The 23,637-nt window shown below is 60.7% G+C and carries 18 protein-coding genes; 8 read left to right on the top strand and 10 right to left on the bottom strand.

Features of this window, described 5'->3' with window-relative positions; translation table 11 throughout:
• Positions 1-91: 91 nt before the first annotated feature.
• Positions 92-1,444 carry an HlyD family type I secretion periplasmic adaptor subunit gene (locus KUF59_RS09840; protein WP_258769393.1) on the top strand — a complete coding sequence of 451 codons (1,353 nt, stop codon included), beginning with the start codon at positions 92-94 and terminating at the stop codon, positions 1,442-1,444.
• Positions 1,445-1,459: 15 nt separating this feature from the next.
• Here the strand turns inward: KUF59_RS09840 and KUF59_RS09835 are convergent, their stop codons facing one another.
• The 5 genes from KUF59_RS09835 to KUF59_RS09815 form a co-directional block, all read right to left on the bottom strand.
• Entirely contained in the window at positions 1,460-2,242 is a 783-nt protein-coding gene (locus KUF59_RS09835) for a response regulator transcription factor (RefSeq protein ID WP_212461546.1), read from the bottom strand.
• 206 nt (positions 2,243-2,448) lie between these two features.
• Complete coding sequence (locus KUF59_RS09830) at positions 2,449-3,033, bottom strand: hypothetical protein (RefSeq protein ID WP_249140680.1); 585 nt, start codon at positions 3,031-3,033, stop codon at positions 2,449-2,451.
• 439 nt (positions 3,034-3,472) lie between these two features.
• Complete coding sequence (locus KUF59_RS09825) at positions 3,473-4,540, bottom strand: formylglycine-generating enzyme family protein (protein WP_258769392.1); 1,068 nt, start codon at positions 4,538-4,540, stop codon at positions 3,473-3,475.
• Between the two features lie 64 nt (positions 4,541-4,604).
• Positions 4,605-7,052 (bottom strand): arylsulfatase, encoded by a 2,448-nt coding sequence (locus tag KUF59_RS09820; protein WP_249140681.1) that lies wholly within the window; start codon positions 7,050-7,052, stop codon positions 4,605-4,607.
• A gap of 73 nt (positions 7,053-7,125) precedes the next feature.
• Complete coding sequence (locus KUF59_RS09815; protein WP_258769391.1) at positions 7,126-7,257, bottom strand: hypothetical protein; 132 nt, start codon at positions 7,255-7,257, stop codon at positions 7,126-7,128.
• A gap of 81 nt (positions 7,258-7,338) precedes the next feature.
• On the opposite strand from KUF59_RS09815, the gene KUF59_RS09810 reads away from it, so the two are divergent.
• Positions 7,339-7,566: a DUF992 domain-containing protein gene (locus KUF59_RS09810; protein ID WP_212461547.1), complete on the top strand. Its 228-nt coding sequence runs from the start codon at positions 7,339-7,341 to the stop codon at positions 7,564-7,566.
• A 142-nt stretch (positions 7,567-7,708) separates the two neighbouring features.
• On the opposite strand, the gene KUF59_RS09805 is transcribed toward KUF59_RS09810, so the two are convergent.
• Positions 7,709-8,506 (bottom strand): adenylate/guanylate cyclase domain-containing protein, encoded by a 798-nt coding sequence (locus KUF59_RS09805; RefSeq protein ID WP_212461548.1) that lies wholly within the window; start codon positions 8,504-8,506, stop codon positions 7,709-7,711.
• 1,848 nt (positions 8,507-10,354) lie between these two features.
• Here KUF59_RS09805 and KUF59_RS09800 point away from each other — a divergent pair.
• Positions 10,355-10,621 (top strand): hypothetical protein, encoded by a 267-nt coding sequence (locus KUF59_RS09800; RefSeq protein WP_212461549.1) that lies wholly within the window; start codon positions 10,355-10,357, stop codon positions 10,619-10,621.
• Positions 10,622-10,664: 43 nt separating this feature from the next.
• Here KUF59_RS09800 and KUF59_RS09795 read toward each other — a convergent pair whose 3' ends face one another.
• Positions 10,665-11,354, bottom strand: a complete 690-nt coding sequence (locus KUF59_RS09795; protein ID WP_212461550.1) for a LuxR C-terminal-related transcriptional regulator — start codon at positions 11,352-11,354, stop codon at positions 10,665-10,667.
• Positions 11,355-12,464: 1,110 nt separating this feature from the next.
• Between KUF59_RS09795 and KUF59_RS09790 the strand changes: the two genes are divergently transcribed.
• Positions 12,465-12,806, top strand: coding sequence for an H-NS histone family protein (locus tag KUF59_RS09790; RefSeq protein WP_212461551.1), 342 nt, complete (start codon positions 12,465-12,467; stop codon positions 12,804-12,806).
• Positions 12,807-12,878: 72 nt separating this feature from the next.
• Here the strand turns inward: KUF59_RS09790 and KUF59_RS09785 are convergent, their stop codons facing one another.
• On the bottom strand, positions 12,879-13,097 hold the full coding sequence (locus KUF59_RS09785; protein ID WP_212461552.1) for a hypothetical protein: 219 nt from the start codon (positions 13,095-13,097) through the stop codon (positions 12,879-12,881).
• Positions 13,098-13,629: 532 nt separating this feature from the next.
• On the opposite strand from KUF59_RS09785, the gene KUF59_RS09780 reads away from it, so the two are divergent.
• Positions 13,630-14,616 (top strand): hypothetical protein, encoded by a 987-nt coding sequence (locus KUF59_RS09780; RefSeq protein ID WP_212461553.1) that lies wholly within the window; start codon positions 13,630-13,632, stop codon positions 14,614-14,616.
• A gap of 125 nt (positions 14,617-14,741) precedes the next feature.
• Here KUF59_RS09780 and KUF59_RS09775 read toward each other — a convergent pair whose 3' ends face one another.
• Positions 14,742-15,086 carry a VOC family protein gene (locus KUF59_RS09775; protein WP_258769389.1) on the bottom strand — a complete coding sequence of 115 codons (345 nt, stop codon included), beginning with the start codon at positions 15,084-15,086 and terminating at the stop codon, positions 14,742-14,744.
• A gap of 144 nt (positions 15,087-15,230) precedes the next feature.
• On the bottom strand, positions 15,231-15,854 hold the full coding sequence (locus KUF59_RS09770; protein ID WP_212461555.1) for a GNAT family N-acetyltransferase: 624 nt from the start codon (positions 15,852-15,854) through the stop codon (positions 15,231-15,233).
• A 133-nt stretch (positions 15,855-15,987) separates the two neighbouring features.
• On the opposite strand from KUF59_RS09770, the gene KUF59_RS09765 reads away from it, so the two are divergent.
• From KUF59_RS09765 to KUF59_RS09755, 3 genes are all read left to right on the top strand, one after another.
• Positions 15,988-17,862, top strand: coding sequence for an HAD-IIIC family phosphatase (locus KUF59_RS09765; RefSeq protein ID WP_212461556.1), 1,875 nt, complete (start codon positions 15,988-15,990; stop codon positions 17,860-17,862).
• On the top strand, positions 17,849-18,091 hold the full coding sequence (locus KUF59_RS09760) for an acyl carrier protein (RefSeq protein WP_212461557.1): 243 nt from the start codon (positions 17,849-17,851) through the stop codon (positions 18,089-18,091). Before KUF59_RS09765 ends, KUF59_RS09760 begins: the two co-directional genes overlap by 14 nt.
• Positions 18,092-18,400: 309 nt before the next feature.
• Entirely contained in the window at positions 18,401-23,626 is a 5,226-nt protein-coding gene (locus tag KUF59_RS09755; RefSeq protein WP_258769388.1) for a DUF4082 domain-containing protein, read from the top strand.
• The last annotated feature ends 11 nt before the right edge of the window (positions 23,627-23,637 follow it).

Genomic DNA, 23,637 nt, shown 5'->3' with positions numbered 1-23,637 from the left:
AATGCTTCCCGCCGTCTCGAGACTTCCCATGATCTGGGACCGGCTCATGCGAGCGCCGGCGAGCCCCCCGCCCGCCCGACGATTTGGCGTCGTGACCGCAATCGACGATTTCGAGCCTCTGGAATTTCCATGGTGCTCGACGCCCACGCCGACCTCTCCACGCGGAAGGCTTCGCGGTATCACCGTCGCGGGCAATCTGCTGGTGCTCTGCTTCATGCTGGGGCTCGGGACATGGGCGAGCCTCGCGCCTCTCGAGAGCGCCGCGATCGCGTCCGGCGTCGTGGAATCGGAATCGAGCCGCAAGACGATTCAGCATCTGGAAGGCGGTATCGTCAAAAAGATCCTGGTTTCGGATGGCGATATCGTGCGAAGCGGCCAAACGCTGATCGCGCTGGACGACACCCGGGCCGGCTCGGAGATGCAAAGCCTTCAAGGCCAATTGTGGGATGCAGTCGCTCGTGCCGCACGGCTTCAAGCCGAGCAGCAGAGATTTGAGAGGATCGCGATCCCCGACGCGCTGGAACAGGACAGCAAGCAGAACGGAGTGGCCGCCGCTGCGGTGTCGGCGCAGCAGTTCATCTTTCAGTCACGCCTGCAGGTTCACGAGTCGCAGCTTGCGGTCATTCGCGAACGAAGGCGTCAAGTCGAGAAGGAGATCGAAGGTCTCACGGCTCAGGAGAGCGCCACCGGGCAGCGGGTCAACATCGTCCGGGAGGAACTGGATATGGTCGCGACCCTCGTCAACAAGGGGCTCGAACGGCGGCCGCGGCTTCTGAACCTGCAGCGGGAGCTGGCCGACGTCGAGGGCCGCCGCGGCGAGATCGCCGCGCAGATCTCCCGCGCCGGGCAGGTCATCAGCGAACAGCAGGCCACATTGTTCAAGCTCGAGAGCGAGAGGCAGAACGAGATCGCACAGTCGCTTCGTGAAGCACAGAACCAGATATTCCAGCTCCGCGAGCGGTTGCTTGCGGCCAGGGATCAGCTATCGCGAACGGAGGTCAAGGCGCCCGAGGACGGTGTGATAACCGATTTGCGGATTCATACAGCCGGCGGCGTCATCGGAGCGGGTGCTCCGCTCATGGACCTGGTGCCCCGGCAAGACCGCCTCATCGTGACCGCGCGCCTGAGGCCCGAGGACATCGATGTGGTTCATCCCGGCCTCAATGCCGAGGTTCACCTCGTACCTTACAATCAGCGTCGCGTGCCTCGCCTGAAGGGAACCGTCGTGCACGTATCCGCAGACCGGCTCCTCGACAAGCGTACCGACCAGCCATACTACGCGACCAGGATCCGGATCGACGACACGCAGATCGTGGCAAACGACATCCAGATCGTCCCCGGCATGCCGGTTCAAGTGTTCATCACGACAGGGCGCGGTACCGTAGCTCTCTACGCGCTCAGGCCCCTGCTCGACAGCTTCCGCGGTGCATTCAGAGAGGATTGAACCTGGTCGAGCTGACTAGGTCTCCGGCATTGGAGCTACGCCGGGCTCGTGATCGCGACTCTGCGCGGGCAATCGGCCGCGCCAGCGGAGGACGGCTTCCGTGCGATTGTGCGCGGCACATTTCCTCATGATATGCTGAATGTGCATTTTGACTGTGCTTTCCGAGAGATTCAATTTGGCGGCAATCAGCTTGTTGGGCAGGCCGAGCTCCAACTCCGCCAGAACCTGTAGCTCACGAGGCGTGAGATCGGTCACGCTCCTGTCGATGGCAACTCTGGCTCCCTCGTTCATCAGATATGCGGGCGCAAGCCCGCGCGCATCCGGCGGCTCGAAATCCGGTATCCTGTTCATCCCGGCCACCGGCAACGGCCTGTAGACGCCGCCGACGAGGACAAGGCGCAGGCCAGCTATGGCGATCTCGATCGGTAGCGAGGTAGAAAGAAAGCCGCGCACGCCCCGCTGCATCGCGGCCTGCACGGTCGGCTCGTCGTCATGATTTGACAGGACTGCAACGGCGGCATTGGGACAACACTCCGCAACGAAGGCGAGATTGTCCTCAACCGAGGGATCGTCGATCGGCTTGTCTGCGATGCTCAGCACCACCAGACGAACATCGCGGGTTGACGTGCAGTCCAGGCTGTCGACCGTTGCCATGTCGAGAATCTCGACTTCCGCCAATTCCCGCCTGAGGACGGTCAGAATACACGTGCGAGGCAACAGGAGCGGTTCGACGATCACCAGAACCGGCAAGTGAAGCGATGCATCGAGCCGCTTTGAGGCGTTGGTTATGTCGTCCATGATTTCCTCGAGCTGAAAAGAAACTTCCGAGATATTCCCATTCCGTATTGCGTCTCCCCTGCTGCTGCACTCATCCTGAATGCATCATCACGAGAGCGGCGCCGCTAGTGCCGGATCCACTGCGGGATCACCGGCGCCTGGGTGGAAATTCTTTCCGCTCAAATCATTTGGGCGCGTACTGCGCGGTGACGCAGTCGACGCATTCCCTAGTTGCAGATATTTCGATACGCCGTTGACGCCGCCGACCCCGCCTTGCCGTCGACGACATATGCTTCATCCTCCTTCACGAGATAAAGAAACGGTCTCTCTCCGGTCTCGCCGCCTGATGCGCTTCTTCCTTTTACACGCCCGCAAATCGTATCCACGGGGCGTCCAAGCGTGTTCTTTCGCATTGTGCGCTTCATATCGGTGAATTCGGCCGATCCTGGATCCTCCATCTTCGTCGCGATGGTGACCTTCGCCTTGTCCAGGACAGGATCTGATACTTCCGCGGGCCGTTCGGATGCCGGGACGCTGATCCTCGTCCGCGGGGACGCCGCTTTGGCGAGATCGGCCGATCCGCTTTTCTTTGGAGATGATTTCTTGCCGGACCTCCCCGGAGTTGCAGAATTCGATTTGACGATCGCAGGATCCGGCGCCAATGCCGTCGGCGTTGGCTGCGGGAGTCGGGCGACTTCAACCCTGTCGAAACAGGGGGGCGATGCGCAGCCAAGGAAATACCCTCGGGAAGGCGCGAACCAGCCAAAGCCGATCAGGACTCCTGCCAGCACTCCAACAAAAAGCAGTCCCATCCGATTCCCCTCCCTCGGGAGCTCGGTTCGCACAGTTAATTAGGACTAATTCCGCGCTGGTGATCTATCTGTTGCGCAAAAGCGTTAAACGCTCATTAAGCGCACGCGGTTGTCCGGCACATGCCTGGATGGGCGGATTAAATCGGGCTCCAGGCCCATTAAATCGGGCCAGACCCATGCCGGGATTACCGCAAAGGGCCGATCGTGAAAGCAATCATGGCCGATTTGGCCAGTTTCGGAGCACCCGCACCAGTTTCGCACCAGAAACGGCGCGAACGAAACGGAGCGAGAGCTGTTGGACTCGAACCAGAATGCAGGAAGATCAACGAAGCTGACCAATGTTCTGCCGCTGAGGCCAGAAAGCAAAGCCGGAAATTCAAACCACGACTTGCAGTGTTCGTGACTCCCTCCTTGTCGTCACGCGACGAGATGGCAGTCGTCAAGGACTCGGCTTGGTGAGCACGGTGCGAAAGCCCAGATGCGCTGCGGCGAGGTCGCTTTCCTGGGGCTGTCTGGCGGCGGGCCGATAGCGCGAGCAATAGTTCATGGCACACAAATATGAGCCGCCCTTGATGACGCGGCTCGCCGCTTGATCCGGCGGCAACCGAAGACTGATCAACTCGGGGCCTGTTGGATTGCTGACCGTCTCTCTCGCATGCCCCGCCTTGTACCAATCGCTGGTCCACTCCCACACGTTGCCGATCATGTCGTACAGGCCGTATCCATTTGGCGGAAAACACGCCACCGGCGCGGTTTCGGCATAGCCATCCTCGTTGGTGTTCAGCACGGGAAAAATGCCTTGCCAGGAATTCGCAATCGGCTTGCCTTCGGAATCGAAAGCACTGCTCCAGTCGTCCTCGCCGTCGCGTCCTCCTCGCGCCGCGAACTCCCACTGCGCTTCCGTAGGCAGGCTGCGACCGAGCCACCGCGCATAGGCGAGTGCATCTTCATAAGCGATATGAACGACGGGGTGGTTTTCCCGACCCGCAATAGAACTGCCGGGGCCCCGGGGCTGACGCCAGTTTGCGCCGACGACAAATTGCCACCATCGCCCGTCTCTGCCTCTCGCCTCCTTCGGGGGCACAAACACGATCGCGCCGGCAGCGAGCATCTCCTGCGGCCAGTCAGGATGGGCCTTGGGATCGACCGGACGTTGGGCCAGGGTCCGGTAACCGGTCGCATCGACAAATTTCCTGAACTGCGCGTTGGTCACCTCATGACGATCAATCCAGAAGGCATCAACCCGCGCGATGTGCGTGAACCGCTCTTCCGGCTGATGATGATCCGAACCCATCCTGAAAGTGCCTGCCGGAATGAATATCATTCCGGCTGTCTCGCCATCTTCGGCGGGAACCCCGGGGTAATTGACGCAGCTTCCGACCTCTCCTCTTGGCTCGTCTTTTCTCACGACGTCGCCCGCGAATGCGCTGTTCGCGAAACCGGCAAGCACTGCACTCGCCGCCGTCAAGATGAGCAGGATTCGACGCGCGGGTCCCACGGTCAGCACTCCTGATCTTCTCGCGATCGCATTCGGGATGGGCAGCCGTTCAGCATGTAACCCCCGATCCCGGCTAGTTCTTCGCCTGCGTTTCCGGCTCCGGATCGAGCTTGAATGTCAGCTTGTTCAGCTTGCCGGTGAACTTGAACGGCGGCTCATAGCGATACTCCAGCAGAGCGAGGCCCGTGCGGGTGTCCTGACCGATGTCGAAGGTCTCGTCCTCGGGGAAGGTGATCGGCGTGGTATGCTCCAGCGTGTTGCGCGCGACCTCCTTGCCATCGACCGACAAGATGCCCGTGCCGCCCTTGCCCAAGCCGGGCGCTTCGGGCTTGAACTCGAAGACGATGGTGTGTTTCCCGGCTTCGAGCTCGGGGCCCTCCCATGTCGTGCGCTTCAGGTCCAGCAGGTTGTACAGGAACACGACCTTGCCGCGCCCCGCGCCGAATTCGCCCTTGCTCAGGAACAGGCCGTAGCCGCCGAAGCGCCCGCCGTGGGTGACGATCATGCCCTCGGCGCCACCTTGCGGAATCTCCACTTCCGCCGAGATGACGTAGCCCTTGTTCAAGATACTCGGTGCGGCGCTGGCCGGCGTGCCGAGCAATTCGCCGGAGTAGGTGAATTCCGTGCGGCCCGCGGTGAGGCTTGGACGCGGCGTATTCCAGCGCGCGAGCGTCGAGTTGTCGAGCGGCAGAACGTTGTACTTCTTCGCTTCGGCATAGAAGAGATCCTGCATCTGCTTGAGCTTGTCCGGCATCTTCGCAGCGAGGTCATTGAACTGGGTTGGATCTTCCTGCAGGTTGTAGAGCTCCCAGTTGTAGCCGGTGATAACGTCCGGGGGCGTCGCGGTGCTCAACTCCCACGGCAGCGTCGCCGGCGTCGTCGCCGCGACCCAACCGTCCTGATAGATGGCGCGGTTGCCGAGCATCTCGAAGTATTGCGTCTTGCGGGTCGAGGGCGCATTCGCAACCGCCTTTTCCCACGTATAGGCCATGCTCACGCCTTCGATCGGGTCCTGCTTGATTCCGTTGACCATGTCCGGCTGCGCGATGCCGGCCGCTTCCAGAATCGTCGGCACGATGTCGATGACGTGGTGGAACTGCCGTCGGATGCCGCCGAGATCATTGATGTGGCCGGGCCACGACATCACCACGCCCTGGGCCGTTCCGCCGAAATGCGACGGCACCTGCTTCACCCACTTGAAGGGCGTATCCATCGTCCACGCCCAGCCCGCGGCGAAGTGCGGGAACGTGCGCTCCGATCCCCAGAACGGATACCAGAGTAACTGATCCTTCACTGGCACGGGCACCCCGTTGAAGGTCGTGAATTCGTTCGGCGTGCCGTTGACCATACCTTCGGCGCTCGCGCCATTGTCGCCGCCGATGTAGATGATAAGCGTGTTGTCGAGCTGACCAAGGTCTTCCACGGCCTGGATCACACGTCCGATCTCGTGATCCGCGTAGGCGAGGTAGGCGCCGTAGATGTCCGCCTGCCTGATGAAGAGCTTCTTCTCTTCCAGGTTCAAGGAATCCCACTCCTGCAATCCCTTTGGCCACGGCGTCAGACTGGCGTTCTCCGGCATGATGCCGAGCCGCTTCTGATTGGCGAAGATTTTCTCGCGCACCTTGTTCCAACCCTCGTCGAACAGGTGCATGTCGCTGATCTTCTTGATCCACTCGGGCGTGGGGTGATGCGGCGCATGGGTCGCACCCGGCACGTAGTAGACGAGCCACGGCTTACCCGGCGCAACCTCCTTGAGCTGCTTGATGTACTGGATGGCTTCATCCGCCATTGCAGTTTCCAGATTCCAGCCGGGATTGTTGAGGAACGGATAGATCGCCGTCGTGTTGCGGAACAGGTTCGGTTGCCACTGGCTGGCGTCGCCACCGACGAAGCCGTAGAAATATTCAAAACCCATTCCATTGGGCCATTGATGGAATGGCCCGGCTTGGCTTGATTGATAGGACGGCGTGTTGTGGTCCTTGCCGAACCACGACGTCGCATAGCCGTTCTCCTTGAGAATCGTGCCGATGGTGCCCTTCTCGATCGGGATGATCGAGTCATAACCGGGGTAACCCGTCGCGATCTCACCCACGACGCCATAACCTACTGAGTGATGATTACGACCCGTGATCAGCGCCGCCCGCGTCGGCGAGCACAACGATGTCGAATGAAAATTCGTGTATCGCAATCCAGCCTTGGCGATGCGGTCCATCGACGGCGTAGGGATGACGCCGCCGAAGGTGCTAGGTGCGCCAAAGCCCTGGTCATCCGTCATGATGAGCAGCACGTTGGGCGCGCCTTTCGGTGGCACGACGCGCGGCGCCCACCACGGAGTCGACTCCGAGGCTTTTTCCTTGACCATGCCGCCGAATTTCGACGGGGGCGCCGGAAGTTGCTTGCCGTTGATTGTGGTGGTGGCACCAGGAGAGCCTGGCGTGCCTGTCACCTGTTGCGCAGCTACCGGAGCCCAACTGAAGGTCAGCACGAATGCGATTGCAAATGCGCCGCGAGGGATTCCCATGACGAGCACTCCCCTTCAACGACCAAGGCAAACGTGAGCTTGGCAGCGAGAACGGCGAGCAGATTGATTTGAATCAAGAGCGGCGGAGCATGATACCGGCATCGCCGCTTGGCGCGATGAATCCATCGACCACGCACGCTGCAAGTTGCAATAAGTCTTCAGGGGTGTGTGCCGCCCGGCGCATATCATCGATCAGTTTCGACAAGCCGACATCGCAGGGACGGGAACATTGCCACGTCGTCGCGCATAGAAGGAAACCACCAGAATCCGTCGATGGAGGACCCCAATGATCAGAGTAACACCGGATGGAATGAAGCTGAGCAATCTCGCGACCGCATGCGCCGCGCTGGCGCTCGCTCTTGCCTCGGTTCCGGCGACAGCGCAGGAGGCCGGGCGCCCTCGGGTCGGCACGCTCACGTGCAACATAGCGCCCGGGGCCGGCATGATTGTCGGGGGACAGCGGCAGTTGAGCTGCATCTATGCATCGGCGCGAGGCCGGACGCGCGAGGTGTAGCCGGTCAGTTTCGGTCGGCCACACCTGTGCGGCTCAACGCTGATGATGCACTCCAACGAATGTCCGCTTTGCGCTTCAACAAGCTCACGAGCATTTCGACTCTGAAGTTCTGCCGCTTCACGTTGTCACTCTCGCAAGCCCCTCAATGCTCGACCCGATACAGCCGCCATCGCTCCGGCACGCCCTTGAGCTGGTGAACGCCGTGATCCCTGAAGCGGATCGCGGACTGCGTCTTCAGCAGATCCTTGACGGCGCTCGAGACCAGGACTTCGCCGGCACGCGCTTTCGCGGCGACGCGCGTGCCGATGTGAAATGCCAGACCGACCATTTCGCCCCCGCTCACCTTGTACTCGCCCGCATGCAGCCCCACCCTGATCTCGAGCCCCAGCGTGCGCACGGCCTCGCGGATCGCGGTCGCGCAACTGATACCGGCCGCCGGCGCCTTGAACGTCGCCAGCACTCCGTCTCCCGTCGTCACGATTTCCTTTCCACGCGAAGTCTTCAACTCCTTGCGGACCGCGGCGTAATAATGGCTCATCACCTTTGTCCAACGCGCATCGCCGAGCTTTGCTGCTTTTTCGGTGGAGCGGACGATATCGACGATCAGGATCGTGGCGAGTGCTTGCTTGAGCTCGGCGTCGCGGCCGGCGGGCCGGCGCCGGATCGCAATGGAGCCGGAGAGCGGTTCATAGCGATGGTTGCGCCGCCGCGCGATCGCGGCTTTTGCATAGTCCATGGCACGCTGCTCCGTGCCACAACGAATTGTCTTCACCCGTGGTGGAAGCGTCCAGTAGACCTTTCGTCCATTTCCGACGCCATGGACATCCACAGCGCCCCACTTCAGGAAAATCGCCGAGCCAACCCGTCGAACACACCATGCCTTCGAGGTGTATCCGGAAACGTTCGACTGATGGACTCCGATGCGAAGGAATTTGGGCATGAATGTGCGGCCGCTCGAAAGACCGTTTGAGAAGGTAAAGCGTAGTCGTACATCCCTGGGTTGGCAACAGGACTTCCTGCGCTTGCGACGCGGGACGTGCGCAATCATGCTGCTACGAGCGGGCTTACGTGAGCGAGGAGCCGGCTGTCCAGCGAGGTGGCGCAGCTGCCGACCGGAGAACGGGAGATGCGCAGGCCGCGGCACTCCAGCATCCAGTCAGAGCCACAGGCAGTCGCGCGGACGGAGGAACCTCGGGTGCCACACGGCGTTCTGGGGAAGTGAGAACCAAGCACCTCCATATCGGCCTTGTCGCGCTTTCCGGAGCGTTCGTCCTCTTTCTGATCTGGTTTTCCCAGCATACGAAAGAGGCAGCGATAGAACGGCTTGAACGGTATGAGTTGCCGCGCAATCCCGGCACCCGTTAGCCGCGACAGCGCGGGCGTGTCGCTTCTCTTCTTCGCAGCAGTCGCCCTCAAGCAAATCAATGGACGTGGAGTTGCCAATGGGCCGTTTGCGGACCAACGGCATTCCTGATGAACCTCACGCGTGCTTGCTGCTTCGGCCGAACTAATGTCCAGACGGGACGCCACTGACGTTTCGCTGACGCAATTGCTCGAGCTGCTTCTCGAGCTGGTGCTTCTTGGCGGTCAGCCTTTCCTCGAGAATAGACTCAACCTGCCTATGAAGGACCCATAGGTCATCGATCGACATCTTTTCGAATCGCTGCTGGTACATGACTCCCCCGAATCATGGTCGCTTACTACGTAGCCCCATCGTGGCAAGTGGCAACTAATCCACGGTTGCGACGACAGGATGCCGGCGATATTTCAACTCGGAACTGGTGATTCCATCCTCCGGAACGAAATCCAGAGCCCGGTTCAATGAATCCGCCGCAGAAGAGGTGCCTATTGGTTGGTGCGTGCTGCGCCGGTTGGTCCGGCGTCAACGGCTCTCTGCTCGGCCTTCGCTAGTCGGCCTCTGAGACTTTCAAGCTCGGCAAGCTCGGAAGCGAGCGCGTGGAGACGCTCGCGAAGAACGACAGCAGCATTATCCGATCGACCACGGGCTCTCATTGCAACGCCACCAGTAACTGAACTGGCCGGGAGGCCCGGTCGACGTTGGGTGATCGGGAAACCCGGCAAACACTCTGGAGAGACGCACTAACCCTTCGCAAGATGCGTTGCAGCGATGATGCCGCAGCGGATCGCAGCTCAATTCTCCGATCCGGTCGACGAATCTCCCAACTTGACTTGCTTGCAGTCGCGGTCGTCCCGTGACTTCTCGTCCTCCTCGTCCCGACAACCACCGCCGCCTCCCGATGCCGCGGTCTTTCTGGAGCTCGCGATCGTCGTGGAAGCTCCGCCAGACGAACCACCAGAGCCACCCCCTGAACGCGCGACGGCGCTCTGACGGCCGCTGGATGCGCCACCAGACACAGATGACCCGCCACTGGATCCGCCGGAACTTTGCGATGATCCCTGGGAAGATGCGCGATCATTGTCGAAGAATGAAGTTCCCCCGTCATCATTTCGCACATGGCGTCCGCCGGAGCTCGCAATCGCCGTTGACGTCAGCGACGTCGACAGGAGCAGGGTCACCGCCGGCGAGGTAACGACAGCGAACCTTCCACAGGCTTGCAGGAACTGCCTCCGGTCGTCCTCCTCACTGTTTTGCAGGCCCATGACGTCCTCGTATTTAAATAATTTAATATTTAATACTGGATTTCAAATATAAAAGCAAATAAATATATTGCGCATCCAAGCCGCGTCAAAATGCGGCCATTAAACATGAGTTTGAATACGGTATTCTTGCTTTGAATCGCCGGACCCGGCGGAAGGGACCATTGCCATGACCCTGCAATTTCATCGATCGTTGGACGGCATGGAACTATGGAGCGCGAGCCGCGATGGCTTCTCCTTTGTGATCAGCTTTGGCAGCCGCACGGGTCCCGGCTTTCACGGGCGTCCCGGCTTCGTAGCGAGCTGGCGGCCGCTCTACCAAAACAAAGGGGCAATCAAGATCGGCGGGTCGCCCTTCCCGACCTTTGCGGAAGCCGAACAGGCCTGCGACAATTTGGTTGAGCATCTCGCCGGATCGGTCGATCCCACCCGATAACGGGCGAGGATCCCGGGTCGAGGGAACCCGGACCGGCCGGGCGCTATTTCGCGCTGGTCGGGTCTTTTGGCGATGCAGCAGAAGGCTGGCTTTCACGCAGCGCAAGCGACAATTCGTTCTGGGAGATCGCCAATGCCGCGAGCACGGTACGATTGCTGATATCCAGTTTCTGGAAAATGTGATGAAGATGCACCTTGATTGTGCCGTCGGCGATATTCAGACGGCGTCCAATCTCCTTATTCGATAGCCCCTCCGACACCAGACGCATGATCTGCCGCTCCCGATCCGTCAACTGGGTCGGGAAGGGCTTTTCCTCGACTATCGGAGGCTCGGGGACGTCTGGCGAGAGCGGGGGTTGCGGTTGTCCCAGCGCAACCCGGCGCAGGACGTCAATCAGGACCTCCGGGGTCGCATCTTTCGTGACGACGGTGCAAGTTCCCTGCGCAGCCAGCTCGATCAAGTTACGGTCTTCTGCCAGGGCGGTGAAAAATACGACGTGGGTACCGACCCCGCCCGAGCTTGTAAGGGCGAGGATTTCCGGGGCGCTGATATCGGGCATCGCCACGTCGAGCAGAGCGATATCCGGTCCCAGAACGCGGATTGCCTCGATGCAGCTTGCGCCGTTGCTGCAAGATGCAACGATCGCAAAATCAGGTTGCGCCGCGAGGACGGTCGTGAGGCCTTGCAGCACGATCGGATGTCGGTCTGCGATGAGTACTCTGGTGCCGCGCATTACTCCATCAGCCCCATTTTTTTAGTCAGAACCCCGCAGGCCGCGACTTAATCCGAATGGAAGAGATTTTCGGGAGTCGCGCGGCCGGGCATTAACCACTTCATTGGTTTCCGTCTCGCGAGCAAAATGTCGCATAACGTCCACTCCTCTCGAGCGGCCACAACGTCCGATAGAAAACTGGAGAGTAACTCGCTTACAGGACAACAGCATCCCCGTAAGAATGCGGCCACACAAGAAATCGCAAAAGCGCGCATCCATCAAGGAAAAGCCGGCTTCTCTGCCGAGCAGGGGCACATCCTCACATGGATGCTCGCATGAGAATTGCAACCAGTGCCGCGACTTGCGGAGCATCGACGATGGACGGCATTCCGCGTTTCTGTTTGGCCGCCATGTATTACCAACGGCATATATGGGCATGCCGAATTCGAATCTAACATTCGAAAAATCCTAGCCGCAACAATGCGGCCTGAGGATACCAGCATCACGGGAGGTGATCAAAAAGTAAGACTTTTCAACAAGCCAAGACTATTCACGCCAACAAGAATATAGCGCCAATTTCTCTTTAATTTCGGTCGCATGCCTTGCAGGGAGGCTCACATGGAACGGCAAAAATTTTCACATGCCTTAGGGCAGTCTGGTCGCAACCGAGCGGCTCTTCGAATCAGAACCTAAACCTTTCATTTTCGCTTCAGCAGTATCAATGGTGAGGTCCTGATCAGCCGCGTTCTATCGACGTTTTTGTGCAGCGAGCACGGTTGCGAGATTTCACCGAGTAGCTTTGAGTAGGTGGTCCGATGTATTCTTCAATTGTTCTGCGTCAAGCACATCAGGCTCTCGTCGTCCAATTCACTGAATTGCAAAACCTGCGTAACCGAGTGCTGGAGGCCGAGCACCGGCTGGTCAGCAAGGGGAGAAGGGCCAGCCGGCGCGGGTCGCCCGGGAGGCACCTGCCCGGTCGGAGGCGGGCACCGATCCGCTAAACGTCGCGCCCAGCGCGCCCCGCCCCGGGGCAGACGGCAGGCCGGCCGAGCGGATGATGCTTGCCCGACCCCGGTCCGACCTGTTACTTCCCTGCTGTTTGGGGACGGGAAGTAGCTGGGGACGGCTTCCATGGAGAAAGATGACTGGGCGTCAATGAGCACGGCCGCGCTGTGGGAGCTCTATGACGAGGTAACGACTGTTCTTAGCCGGCGAATGGCGGCGGAAAAGGCCAAGCTTGAGGATCGGCTGCGCAGGATCGAGGGAACCGGGGGCGCTCAACCTCAACAACGCGCGCGCCGCCCCTATCCACCGGTGCTGCCGAAGTACCAAAACCCGAAGAATCCGTCGGAAACCTGGTCTGGTCGGGGTAAGCAACCCCGGTGGCTGAAGGCCCAGCTGCGCGCCGGCAAGAAGCTGGCCGACCTCCTGATCGACCGACCATCCGGCCCGAAGCGCCGTCGCGCCGGCTGAGCGCAACGGCCGCCTTCGCATAGACGGTCGCGCCGCGACCGTCAGCGCTATCCCATTGGTCGCCGCGGAACTTTAGCGAGTAATATCCGGTTTGCCGTTCGGACTGCCGTCGTAGCCACCGTTACCTCCGCCATTGTTGCCGTTGCGGCCGAGGCCCGAGGTGGCTATCGCCGAGGAGGTCAGGGAGGTGGACAGCAACAGCGTCACGGCCGGAGGGGTGACGGCGGCAAATTTTCCGCAGCTCTTCAAGAACTCGCGACGGTCTTCACTGTCGGAATCGAGGTCGGTCATCAGCATCATCCTGCGTCATCGGCGGCGAAAATAGGTCCAGCATAGACACCCCGCAAGTTAAATATGTTAATCTAACGATTTAATTACCAGTCTGCCCTGTAGCGCCACAACCGTCGCGGGCGGCTAAGCAACATCACACTCCCGTCGCCCGCTCACACGACGAGCACCAAAGCCCCTACGGTGCGCAGCCCCATTGAGAGACCTGACCAGCGGCTAGGACCTACCCCTCCGCTCCCCGGGGTCCTGGCGGGCGCGCGGTCCTAGCCTGGCCATTTGACATTAAATTAGAACTATTATAATTTTAAATCAGATTTATTCGTGGGCAATTATCTTCGTTCAAAAGCCTATTCAGCGCACAACGAGCTCAAGACAGCTCATATATGCAGCGCACAAAGGCACCGCTATCCCAAGTGGCGAAAGCGAAAGGCAGTTTATGACCGGAACCGAGGCCGGAGCAGCATTCAGCCAATTGCGGTCTGGCCTCGATACGGCCTTGCGACCAGGATTCTCACTGCCGCGTCTGGGAGCCCTGATGAGCCGAGCCCTTACGGAAACTCTCTTAGATCTTTCGGGGCTAACCGTTCTCACCGAGGCTGCGACCGGCGCGTATGCCGTGACGGCCGTCCTCGCAGCCATGGCCGGAGCCAGGCACGTCTATGCCTTCACGAGACCTACGCGGCACGGCACACCAGCTGACGCAAGGCAACAGACTCTGGAGCTTGCCGATTCGGTCGGTGTGGCCGATCGCATCGACGTCCTGGAGCAGATCACCCCGAATATCCTTCATCAAACGGATATTGTGACCAACAGCGGCCATCTTCGGCCTCTTACCGCTGCGCTCATTGATGAGTTGCCGAGGGAGGCCGTCATCGCCTTGATGTTTGAGGCTTGGGAATTTCGCCCTGAGGACCTCGACATGGAAGCATGCTTACGGCGCGGAATTCCGATTGTCGGCGTGAACGAGCGTCACCCGTCAGTCGATGTCTTCTCGTTTCTCGGTCCGCTGTGCGTGAAGCAACTCCACGACTGCGGTCTATCCGTTTACAAGAATCGCATTGCTGTGCTGTGCGACAACGACTTTGTTGGTTCGCTCCGCGCCGGTCTCGCGAGCTCTGGAGCGAGCGTGGACACCTTCGACGACGTCCAAGCCGTGTATCGCGACGCGTGGGACGCAATCATCGTCGCATTGCGACCAGGGGCTGAGCCCCGCATCGGTTCGCCGGAAGCAACGCATCTCGCTGCTTGCGCGCCCGCGGGTGTCATTATCGTGCAGTTTTGGGGCGATATGGATCGGACCGTATTGTCAGCAAATGGACTGGGCGTTTGGCCAGCAGCGGCTCCGGCAATGGGGCACATGGGCATTCTCCTGTCGGAGATTGGCCCCGAACCGATCGTGAGACTGCAGGCAGGCGGCCTTCGCGCTGCTGAGTGGGTTCGGCGGAGCAGAACGGTATCGCCTGACGGATTCGCGCAGATCGTTACTCGGCCCCCCGATCCAGCTTTCGCCGATTCACACTAAAGCATGATCCGGAAAAGTGCGGAGCGGTTTTCCCTCGCGACAAACGCGGAACGCGTCTGCGCGGAGATCATGCTCGAACAAAGACCGAAAAGCGCGATGACGAATCAACCTAAAGCCATCGCGCTTTAGATCCTCGCCTCGATGAGCTCGATGAGCGTGCGCGTCGCGGAGGCGAGAAACACGATACGGCGCATCTCGAACGCGACTGCGGGAGCGGGTGACGATACGAGAACATGCTGCCGCTCCCTGAACCGGGCGATCGCGTCGTCGAAGCGGTCCACTTCGTAAGCAAGGTGATAAAATTTGCTGCCGCGCTTCAGAATCCCCTCCACTGGCGATTCCGCGCCGGCCGGCTCAATGAGTTCCAGTCGCGGACCGCCGCCTGACACGAACTGAATCCGAACCTGCTGGATCGGGTCCTCGAATAGAGGTCCTTCAGGGCTGTAGCCGGCTATCGCGAGCTCCGGCAACTCCGCCGTGATCTCCCGGCACGCCATTCCCAAATGATGAAAACGCAAATCCATCTGCTATTCCTCTTTCCCTGCCAAGGAGAGGGTACGTCCGACGGGCCGGATTGAAAGCGCGATGCGCTGCTCGGCTAGATGCTCGGACAGTCAACTTTCCCGCGCATCGAGGAGCAGCGCCGACCAGGCCTGCTTCAATCGCGGATAATCTTCGCGCGACATCCGAAACGTAATCACGTCGTCGCCGTTCCACCAAGCCTTCGGCGCAATCTTTTCGATCTGGAAACCAAGGCGAATATGAAAGCTCTTCGCGGCCACGTTCTTGCTTTGCACGTTGGCTACGACGACCGAAAGCCCCAGCTGCGCGAACGCGAACGCGAAAAGCAGATCGAATATCTCTACCAGAAATAGGCGCGCGCCCGGATCGACGATCAACCGCGCCACCTCGCCGCGCTTCGCCGCGAAATCCAGGTTCGCAAGGGCGATGGTGCCAGCCGGTTTTTTCGAGCGCTTGAACTCGGCAATGAAATAGTAGTCGTCCGCTCTGGCCTGATAGTTTCGGAAAAACTCTTCCTGCTGGGTCAAGGTCAGCTTTTCCCGCGTCATGAACTTGCCGAGAACGGGGTCGTTCCGCCAAGCGATGATTTGCGCGGAGTCCTCCAGCCGGACCTCTCGGAGGACCAGGTTATTTCCTTCAGGAAGCCGTTTGAGATTCTCAGTCTTGGTGGAAAGCGCGCCCGCACTCGGCGGCTCCAGTCCCGCATGGTCCGTCATCTATTTATTTTACCTTAAAGACATTTAAATATATTTAATTGACCTGAATGTTAGCATTATTTAATGTGAGCGACAATCAAATGATTGCTGCTTTCCCCGGAGGAGGCTCGCTATTCCCACGGCTGTACCCGTCTTGCCGGACCGGCACGTCAATGATGCCGAACTCAAGTCCTTGGCGCAGTCCGGCGAGGCCGCGCTTTGGGGACATCTCGCCGCTCGCTCGCGGCAGGCGACGAGTTTCTCCGAGCTGTTCTTTCTGTCGACGCTTCGAAAAAAGGCGAAGCGACATACGACCGAAAGTGTCCAGCCAAGTCTGCGCCTCGCCTTGATCGGAGGCTACAACCTTTATCCGTTGCACGAACTGGTTGAACATCTCCTGGCCATTCGAGGAGTCGAGTGCGAACGCTTCCTCGGCGACTACGATAATTTCGTCTCGGAAATCCTCGACGGCTCGAGCCCACTCTACGCCTTCAAGCCGGATCTCGCCTTCATTCTGCCGAACGCGGGCCGCTGCCGGTTTTCCGGCTCGCTCCTCGATGCCGTGGAACACCAGCGCGAAGCTGCAGTTGGCGCCGCGGAGCACCTCCTCAACCTCGCGCAGACCTTCATCGCACGCTCAGGTGCGGCGGTGATTCTCGCCAATCTTGCGCTGCCCGGCGACCTCGATCTCGGCTCGTTTCGTTCCCGCACGCTCGGCGCCGATTGGAGTTTCCGCAAAGCGGTAAACCTAGAGCTCGGGCTCCGCGCCCCAGCTGAGGTGCAAATCTGCGACCTCGAGTTCCTATCGGCGCGCCGGGGGATCACGGCCGCGGAGGATGCGCGAGCGTGGTATGAATCGAAGCAGCTCGGCTCGCCTGATTTCCTGGTGGATGTCGCGCAAGAGCTAAGCCATCTGATCGCCTCCCGTAAGCAAGGTCCCAAGAAGGTGCTGGCGATCGATCTCGATCACACGCTATGGGGCGGCGTGATCGCGGAGGACGGTGTCGAGGGAATCGAACTTGGCGACTCGTCTCCCCGCGGCGAAGCTTTCAAGGCTTTCCAGAGGTACCTCCTTGCGCTTTCCGAACGCGGCGTCCTGCTTGCGGTATGCAGCAAGAACGACCATGCGCGCGCGGTCGAGGTATTCGAGAAGCATCCCGAGATGGTTCTCCGCCTGGAGCACATCGCGGCCTTCAAAGCCAATTGGGACCCGAAGTCCGACAACCTGCAGCGGATCGCGGATGAACTCCGTGTTGGCCTGGACAGCTTCGTCTTCGCCGACGACAACCCGGCGGAGATCGAGATCGTGCGCCAGTTTCAGCCGCAGGTCGAAGGCGTGCTCCTCGGGCCGGACCCCGCCGAATTCATCGGTCGCCTCCAGGCCGGGCGCCATTTCGAGCCACGGAACGTCACCGAGGAGGATCTCGGGCGGACGGCACAGTATAGGCAGGAACGGCGACGTACGGAGCTGGCGGCAAGCGTAACCGATATGCCAGCCTACCTCGCCTCGCTTGAGATGCGAGGCACCATCAAGGAGTTCGACTCGCTCGATCTACCCCGCATTGCCCAGCTGATCGCGCGCAGCAACCAGTTCAACCTGACGACGGTCCGTCGATCCGAAACCGAGATCCAGGGGCTGCTACGAAGGCCGGACTATTCGTGCTTCACGATGCGGCTCGAGGATCGGTTCGGTGATTCCGGGCTCATCTCTGTGGTCATTGCAAAGATCGAGGGCGGCGTCTTCGTTCTTGATACCTGGCTCATGAGCTGCCGCGTGCTCAAGCGCCAGGTCGAGGACGAGATCATGAATGAGATCTTCCGGCTGGCAGAGATCGCCGGCTGCGCAACCGTTCGCGGCATTTATCTTCCGACGGCAAAGAACGGGATCGTCGCCGGAATCTACGAGGAGTTTGGCTTCATGCGTACGGAAGACTCCGCCGCCCGAAAGGAGTTCGAGCTCAAGGTGGAGACGTATCAGATGCGTTCGACGAAGATCCGCGTAACCCGGAGGGCTTATGAAGCAAGCTGAAGTACTGGCGAAGTTGCAGGAGGTATTCGACGGCATCTTCCTTGAGAAGGTCGCGGCCAAGCCCGAGCTGTCGGCGGCCGATGTCGAGGAGTGGGACTCGCTCATGCAGATCTCGCTCGTCATCGCCGTCGAGCAGAAGTTTCGCGTACGATTCCGCGTTGGCGAAGTCGAGGCGGCCCGGAACCTGGGTGAGTTCGCCGATCTGATCGCAAAACGGATGGAGCCATAGGAGCTGGACGTCGCGAGCGTGTTCGAGGCTGGGCAAACTGCACAGCCCGCTTTATCCAAATCTTTGGCGCCTCTTCTCCCTGGTGCACGAGATTCGTCACACGCGCCCGCTCCTTCAAGTTCAAGAGAAATTGACGAGTGTCGCTTCTCCAAAGGCAAAAACCGCTTTCGATTTAATCGTTTTAATGTTATTTAATATTATTAATGCGAACGTCACGGCAGCCGCGGCCGACATTACAACCTGCATAACTGGCACCACAACTTTAAGTCGTATTTTACCACGCTAATTAGCTGGGGGAGTAAAACCAACGTGCCGGTGAAGCCCAATAACCGCCCGGGTATTGTGAGCGTCAGCGGGGCGCCGACGCAGAACCAGACTTTGACCGCGACGGTGAGCGATGCGGACGGAGTGCCGGGCACCATCACTTACCAGTGGCAGCGAAGCACCAACGGCAACTCATGGAGCAGCATCGCTGGCGCGACCGCGAGGACGCTAGTCCTCGCGCAGGCCCAGGTCGGCAGCTTCATCCGTGTCACCGCCAGCTACACCGACCTCTTGGGCAGCACCGAGGCCCCGGTGAGCTCCGCGACCGCCACGGCAGTGGCCAACGTCAACGACGTCGGCGCCGTCACGATCAACGGCACCGCGACCCAGAACCAGACGCTGACGGCCAATGTCACGGATCCCGACGGCGTGCCCGCCAGCATCACCCGTCGCTGGCAGAGCAGCCCCGACGGCACCACCTGGACCAATCTGGCCGCCACGACGGCGAGTCTCACCCTCGACAGCAGCCTGGTCGGCAAGCGGATCCGGGCGAATGCCACCTACACCGACCTGCTCGGCGGCAGCGAGAACGTGACCAGCGCGGCCACGGCGACGGTTGCCGCTGCCGCTGCGCCTGCCACCACCACGCTGTTCACCACCCAGACGCCCGCCATAGCCAACGCCACCGACGGCGTGGGTTATGAGCTGGGGATGCGCTTCACCAGCGATACTTCCGGCACGATCCAGGCGATCCGGTACTACAAGGCCCCGAGCGAGACGGGCACGCATATCGGCCACATCTGGTCGGCCACCGGCCAGGAGCTGGCGACGGTCACGTTCACCAACGAAGGCGCATCGGGCTGGCAGCAGCAGACGCTCGCCACGCCGCTGACCATCCAGGCCGGCACGACCTACATCGTCTCCGTCAACATCAACAGCTACTACGTCTCCACCACGCAAGGCTTCGCATCAGGCATCAGCAATGGTGGTCTGAACGCCCCGGTGGGTGCCGGCGTCTTCGACTTGACCAAGGGCGCTTTCCCAACCAACGTCTATCAGAACGCAAACTATTTCCGCGACGTCGTGTTCGCTGCGGGCTCGTCAAATCCTAACAATCAACCCGGTTCGGTGAGCGTCAGCGGGACGCCGACGCAGAACCAGACTTTGACCGCGACGGTGAGCGATGCGGACGGAGTGCCGGGCACCGTCACCTATCAGTGGCAGCAGAGCGCCAACGGCAGCACGTGGAGCAACATCACTGGCGCGACGGCGAGCACGCTTATCCTCGGGCAGGCCCAGGTCGGCAGCTTCATCCGTGTCACCGCCAGCTACACCGACCTCCTGGGCAGCACCGAGGCCCCGGTGAGCTCCGCGACCGCCACGACAGTGGCCAATGTCAATGACGTCGGCGCCATCGCGATCAACGGCACCGCGACCCAGAACCAGACGCTGACGGCCAGCGTCACCGATCCTGACGGTGTGCCCGCCAGCATCACCTATCACTGGCAGAGCAGCCCCGACGGCACCACCTGGACCAATCTGGCCGCCACGACGGCGAGCCTCACCCTCGACAGCAGCCTGGTCGGCAAGCGGATCCGCGTGAATGCCACCTACACCGACCTGCTCGGCGCCGGCGAGAACGTGACCAGCGCGGCCACGGCGATAGTTGCGGCTGCGAGTGCCACCACCACGCTGTTCACCACCCAGACGCCCGCCATAGCCAACGCCACCGACGGAGTGGGGTATGAGCTGGGAATGCGCTTCACCAGCAACAACTCCGGCACGATCCAGGCGATCCGGTACTACAAGGCCCCGAGCGAGACCGGCACGCATATCGGCCACATCTGGTCGGCCACCGGCCAGGAGCTGGCGACGGTCACATTCACCAACGAAGGTGCATCGGGCTGGCAGCAGCAGACGCTCGCCACGCCGCTGACCATCCAGGCCGGCACGACCTACATCGTCTCCGTCAACATCAACAGCTACTACGTCTCCACCACGCAAGGCTTCGCCTCGGGCATCAGCAATGGTGGTCTGAACGCCCCGGTGGGTGCCGGCGTCTTCGACTTGACCAAGGGCGCCTTCCCGACCAACGTCTATCAGAACGCAAACTATTTCCGCGACGTCGTGTTCGCTGCGGGCTCGTCGAATCCCAATCACCCGGGCACGGTGAGCGTCAGCGGGACGCCGACGCAGAACCAGACTTTGACCGCGACGGTGAGCGATGCGGACGGAGTACCGGGCACCGTCTCTTATCAGTGGCAGCAGAGCGCCAACGGCAGCACGTGGAGCAACATCACTGGCGCGACGGCGAGCACGCTTATCCTCGGGCAGGCCCAGGTCGGCAGCTTCATCCGTGTCACCGCCAGCTACACCGACCTCCTGGGCAGCACCGAGGCCCCGGTGAGCTCCGCGACCGCCACGACAGTGGCCAATGTCAATGACGTCGGCGCCATCGCGATCAACGGCACTGCGACCCAGAACCAGACGCTGACGGCCAGCGTCACCGATCCTGACGGTGTGCCCGCCAGCATCACCTATCACTGGCAGAGCAGCCCCGACGGCACCACCTGGACCAATCTGGCCGCCACGACGGCGAGCCTCACCCTCGACAGCAGCCTGGTCGGCAAGCGGATCCGCGTGAATGCCACCTACACCGACCTGCTCGGCGCCGGCGAGAACGTGACCAGCGCGGCCACGGCGATAGTTGCGGCTGCGAGTGCCACCACCACGCTGTTCACCACCCAGACGCCCGCCATAGCCAACGCCACCGACGGAGTGGGGTATGAGTTGGGGATGCGCTTCACCAGCGACAACTCCGGCGCGATCCAGGCGATCCGGTACTACAAGGCCCCGAGCGAGACCGGCACGCATATCGGCCACATCTGGTCGGCCACCGGCCAGGAGCTGGCGACGGTCACATTCACCAACGAAGGTGCATCGGGCTGGCAGCAGCAGACGCTCGCCACGCCGCTGACCATCCAGGCCGGCACGACCTACATCGTCTCCGTCAACATCAACAGCTACTACGTCTCCACCACGCAAGGCTTCGCCTCGGGCATCAGCAATGGTGGCCTGAACGCCCCGGTGGGTGCCGGCGTCTTCGACTTGACCAAGGGCGCCTTCCCGACCAACGTCTATCAGAACGCAAACTATTTCCGCGACGTCGTGTTCGCTGCGGGCAACGTCATCTCGCTACTTAACACTTCCACAATCTATGTCAGTGAGACGGCAGGGACGGCCACCATCACTGTTGTACGCTCGGGCGACCTCCAGTCTCAATCGACCGTGGAGTACACGACGAACGAAATCGGCACCGGCGGCTCAGCTACGGCGGGCCAGGACTTCATCCAGCCCACGTTTAATGGCCGGTCGAACACCGGTCAGGTCGTCTTCAACCCCGGGGAGAGCACCAAGAGCTTCACCATCCCAATTGTGAACGATCAGCTCACCGAGGGTAACGAGACGTTCGCTGTCGGGCTTCAGAATCCCGGCTCCGGCTCCCTCGGAACCCCGCGTACTGTGCTCGTAACCATCATCGACGACGACTCGCCCGCCGCGATCTCAATGGCGGACGCGGCGGTGAGCGTTACGGAGAATACACAGACCGCGACGATCACACTGCTGCGCAGCGGCAGCACCAATCAAGCAGCGACGGTCGGATTCACGACAAGCAACGGCAGCGCGCTCGCGGGATCCGACTACACGGCGTCGTCGGGCACGGTGACTTTCGCTGCTGGCCAGGTGACCCAGACCATCACAGTCCCGATCATCAACGATACGACACCGGAGAACGACGAAACCTTCACGGTCACCTTGAGCAACCCGACCGGTGCCACTCTCGGCGCCCAGACGACGACGACAGTGAAAATCCTGGATAATGACAACCCCAATCTCGGCAATCTGGTGGACGAGACGTTCGTGACGGGACTGGGCCAGGGGTATGCCAGCGGACCAACGGCGATCGATTGGACTCCAGACGGCCGCTACATGCTGGTTGCCCAGAAGGACGGCGTGGTGCGCGTGGTGGACAACGGAACACTTCGATCAACTCCGCTCATCGACCTTTCGAGCGAGGTAAATGACGTCGATGATCGCGGGCTGCTGGGTATCGCGGTGAACCCGAATTTCGCAACCAACCACTATGTCTACCTGCTCTATACCTACGACCCACCCGAGACGGCGGGCCAGACCGGTCTTGCGGCCCCCGATCAACCCGGCAACCGACCTGCTCGTCTGGTGAGGGTCACCGTCAACCCAACCACAATGATTGCCGATCCGGCGAGCGAGGTGGTGCTGGTCGGCAAGAACAGCATCTGGGCCTATACGAGCCGCCCCGACGTAAACAGCACAGGCGATCCCAGCATCGTTCCTTCCGGCATAGTCAACGGCACCACGATCACGGCGCCGGCGAGCCAGATCGAGGTTGGATCGCAGGACAATGATCCGGACCGACCCGGCATCCAGAACCAGAACATCCGTGACTATCTGGCGACCGATAGCGATTCCCACAGCATAGGTGCTGTTCATTTCGGCCCGGACGGCTATCTCTACCTCACCGTCGGCGATGGCGTGTCGTACAACTTCGTCGATCCACGGGGAGTGCGCGTCCAAGACATCCACAATCTGTCAGGCAAGTTGTTGCGGATCGACCCCATTACCGGTGAGGGAGTGCCCGGCAATCCGTTCTATCAAGCAAGCGATCCAAACAGCAACGCATCGAAGGTGTTTTACTACGGTGTTCGCAACGCGTACCGCTTCAGCTTCGATCCAGTTACCAATCTTCCCGTGCTCGGAGATGTGGGCTGGAACAGCTGGGAAGAGCTCGATACGGGGCCAGCCGGCTCGAATTTCGGATGGCCCTATCTCGAAGGCCCCGACAGGACCGCCAGCTACCAAAATCTCCCGCAGGCGATCACCTTCTACAACAATGGCAACCGGAACAATACGTCAGACCCGCCTGCCGTATTTCCGATCCTGTCTCTAAGCCACGGGGCTCCCGACAATGTCCACGTGATCACCGCAGGAGATTTCTACAATCAGAACATAATGTTTTTCGACGATGTCCAAAACGGAACGATCTTCGCTGCGACCTTGAACGCAAGCCGGCAGGTCACCAGCGTCCAGTTGGTGGACAACGTAGCAGGCATCGTCGACATGCAGAAAGGGCCCGACGGCTGGATCTACGGGGCCGATTTGGTTGATGGCACCATCCGGCGTTGGGTGGACCCCTCAGCTGTTACGGCGCTGGGGCTCGCGGCGTCGTCCTAACGGGCGCCGGC

It is taken from the genome of Bradyrhizobium arachidis (assembly GCF_024758505.1).
Taxonomy (GTDB): Bacteria; Pseudomonadota; Alphaproteobacteria; order Rhizobiales; family Xanthobacteraceae; genus Bradyrhizobium; species Bradyrhizobium manausense_C.
The sequence above is the reverse complement of the archived record's forward strand: the minus strand, read 5'-3'. Positions and strand labels throughout refer to the sequence as shown.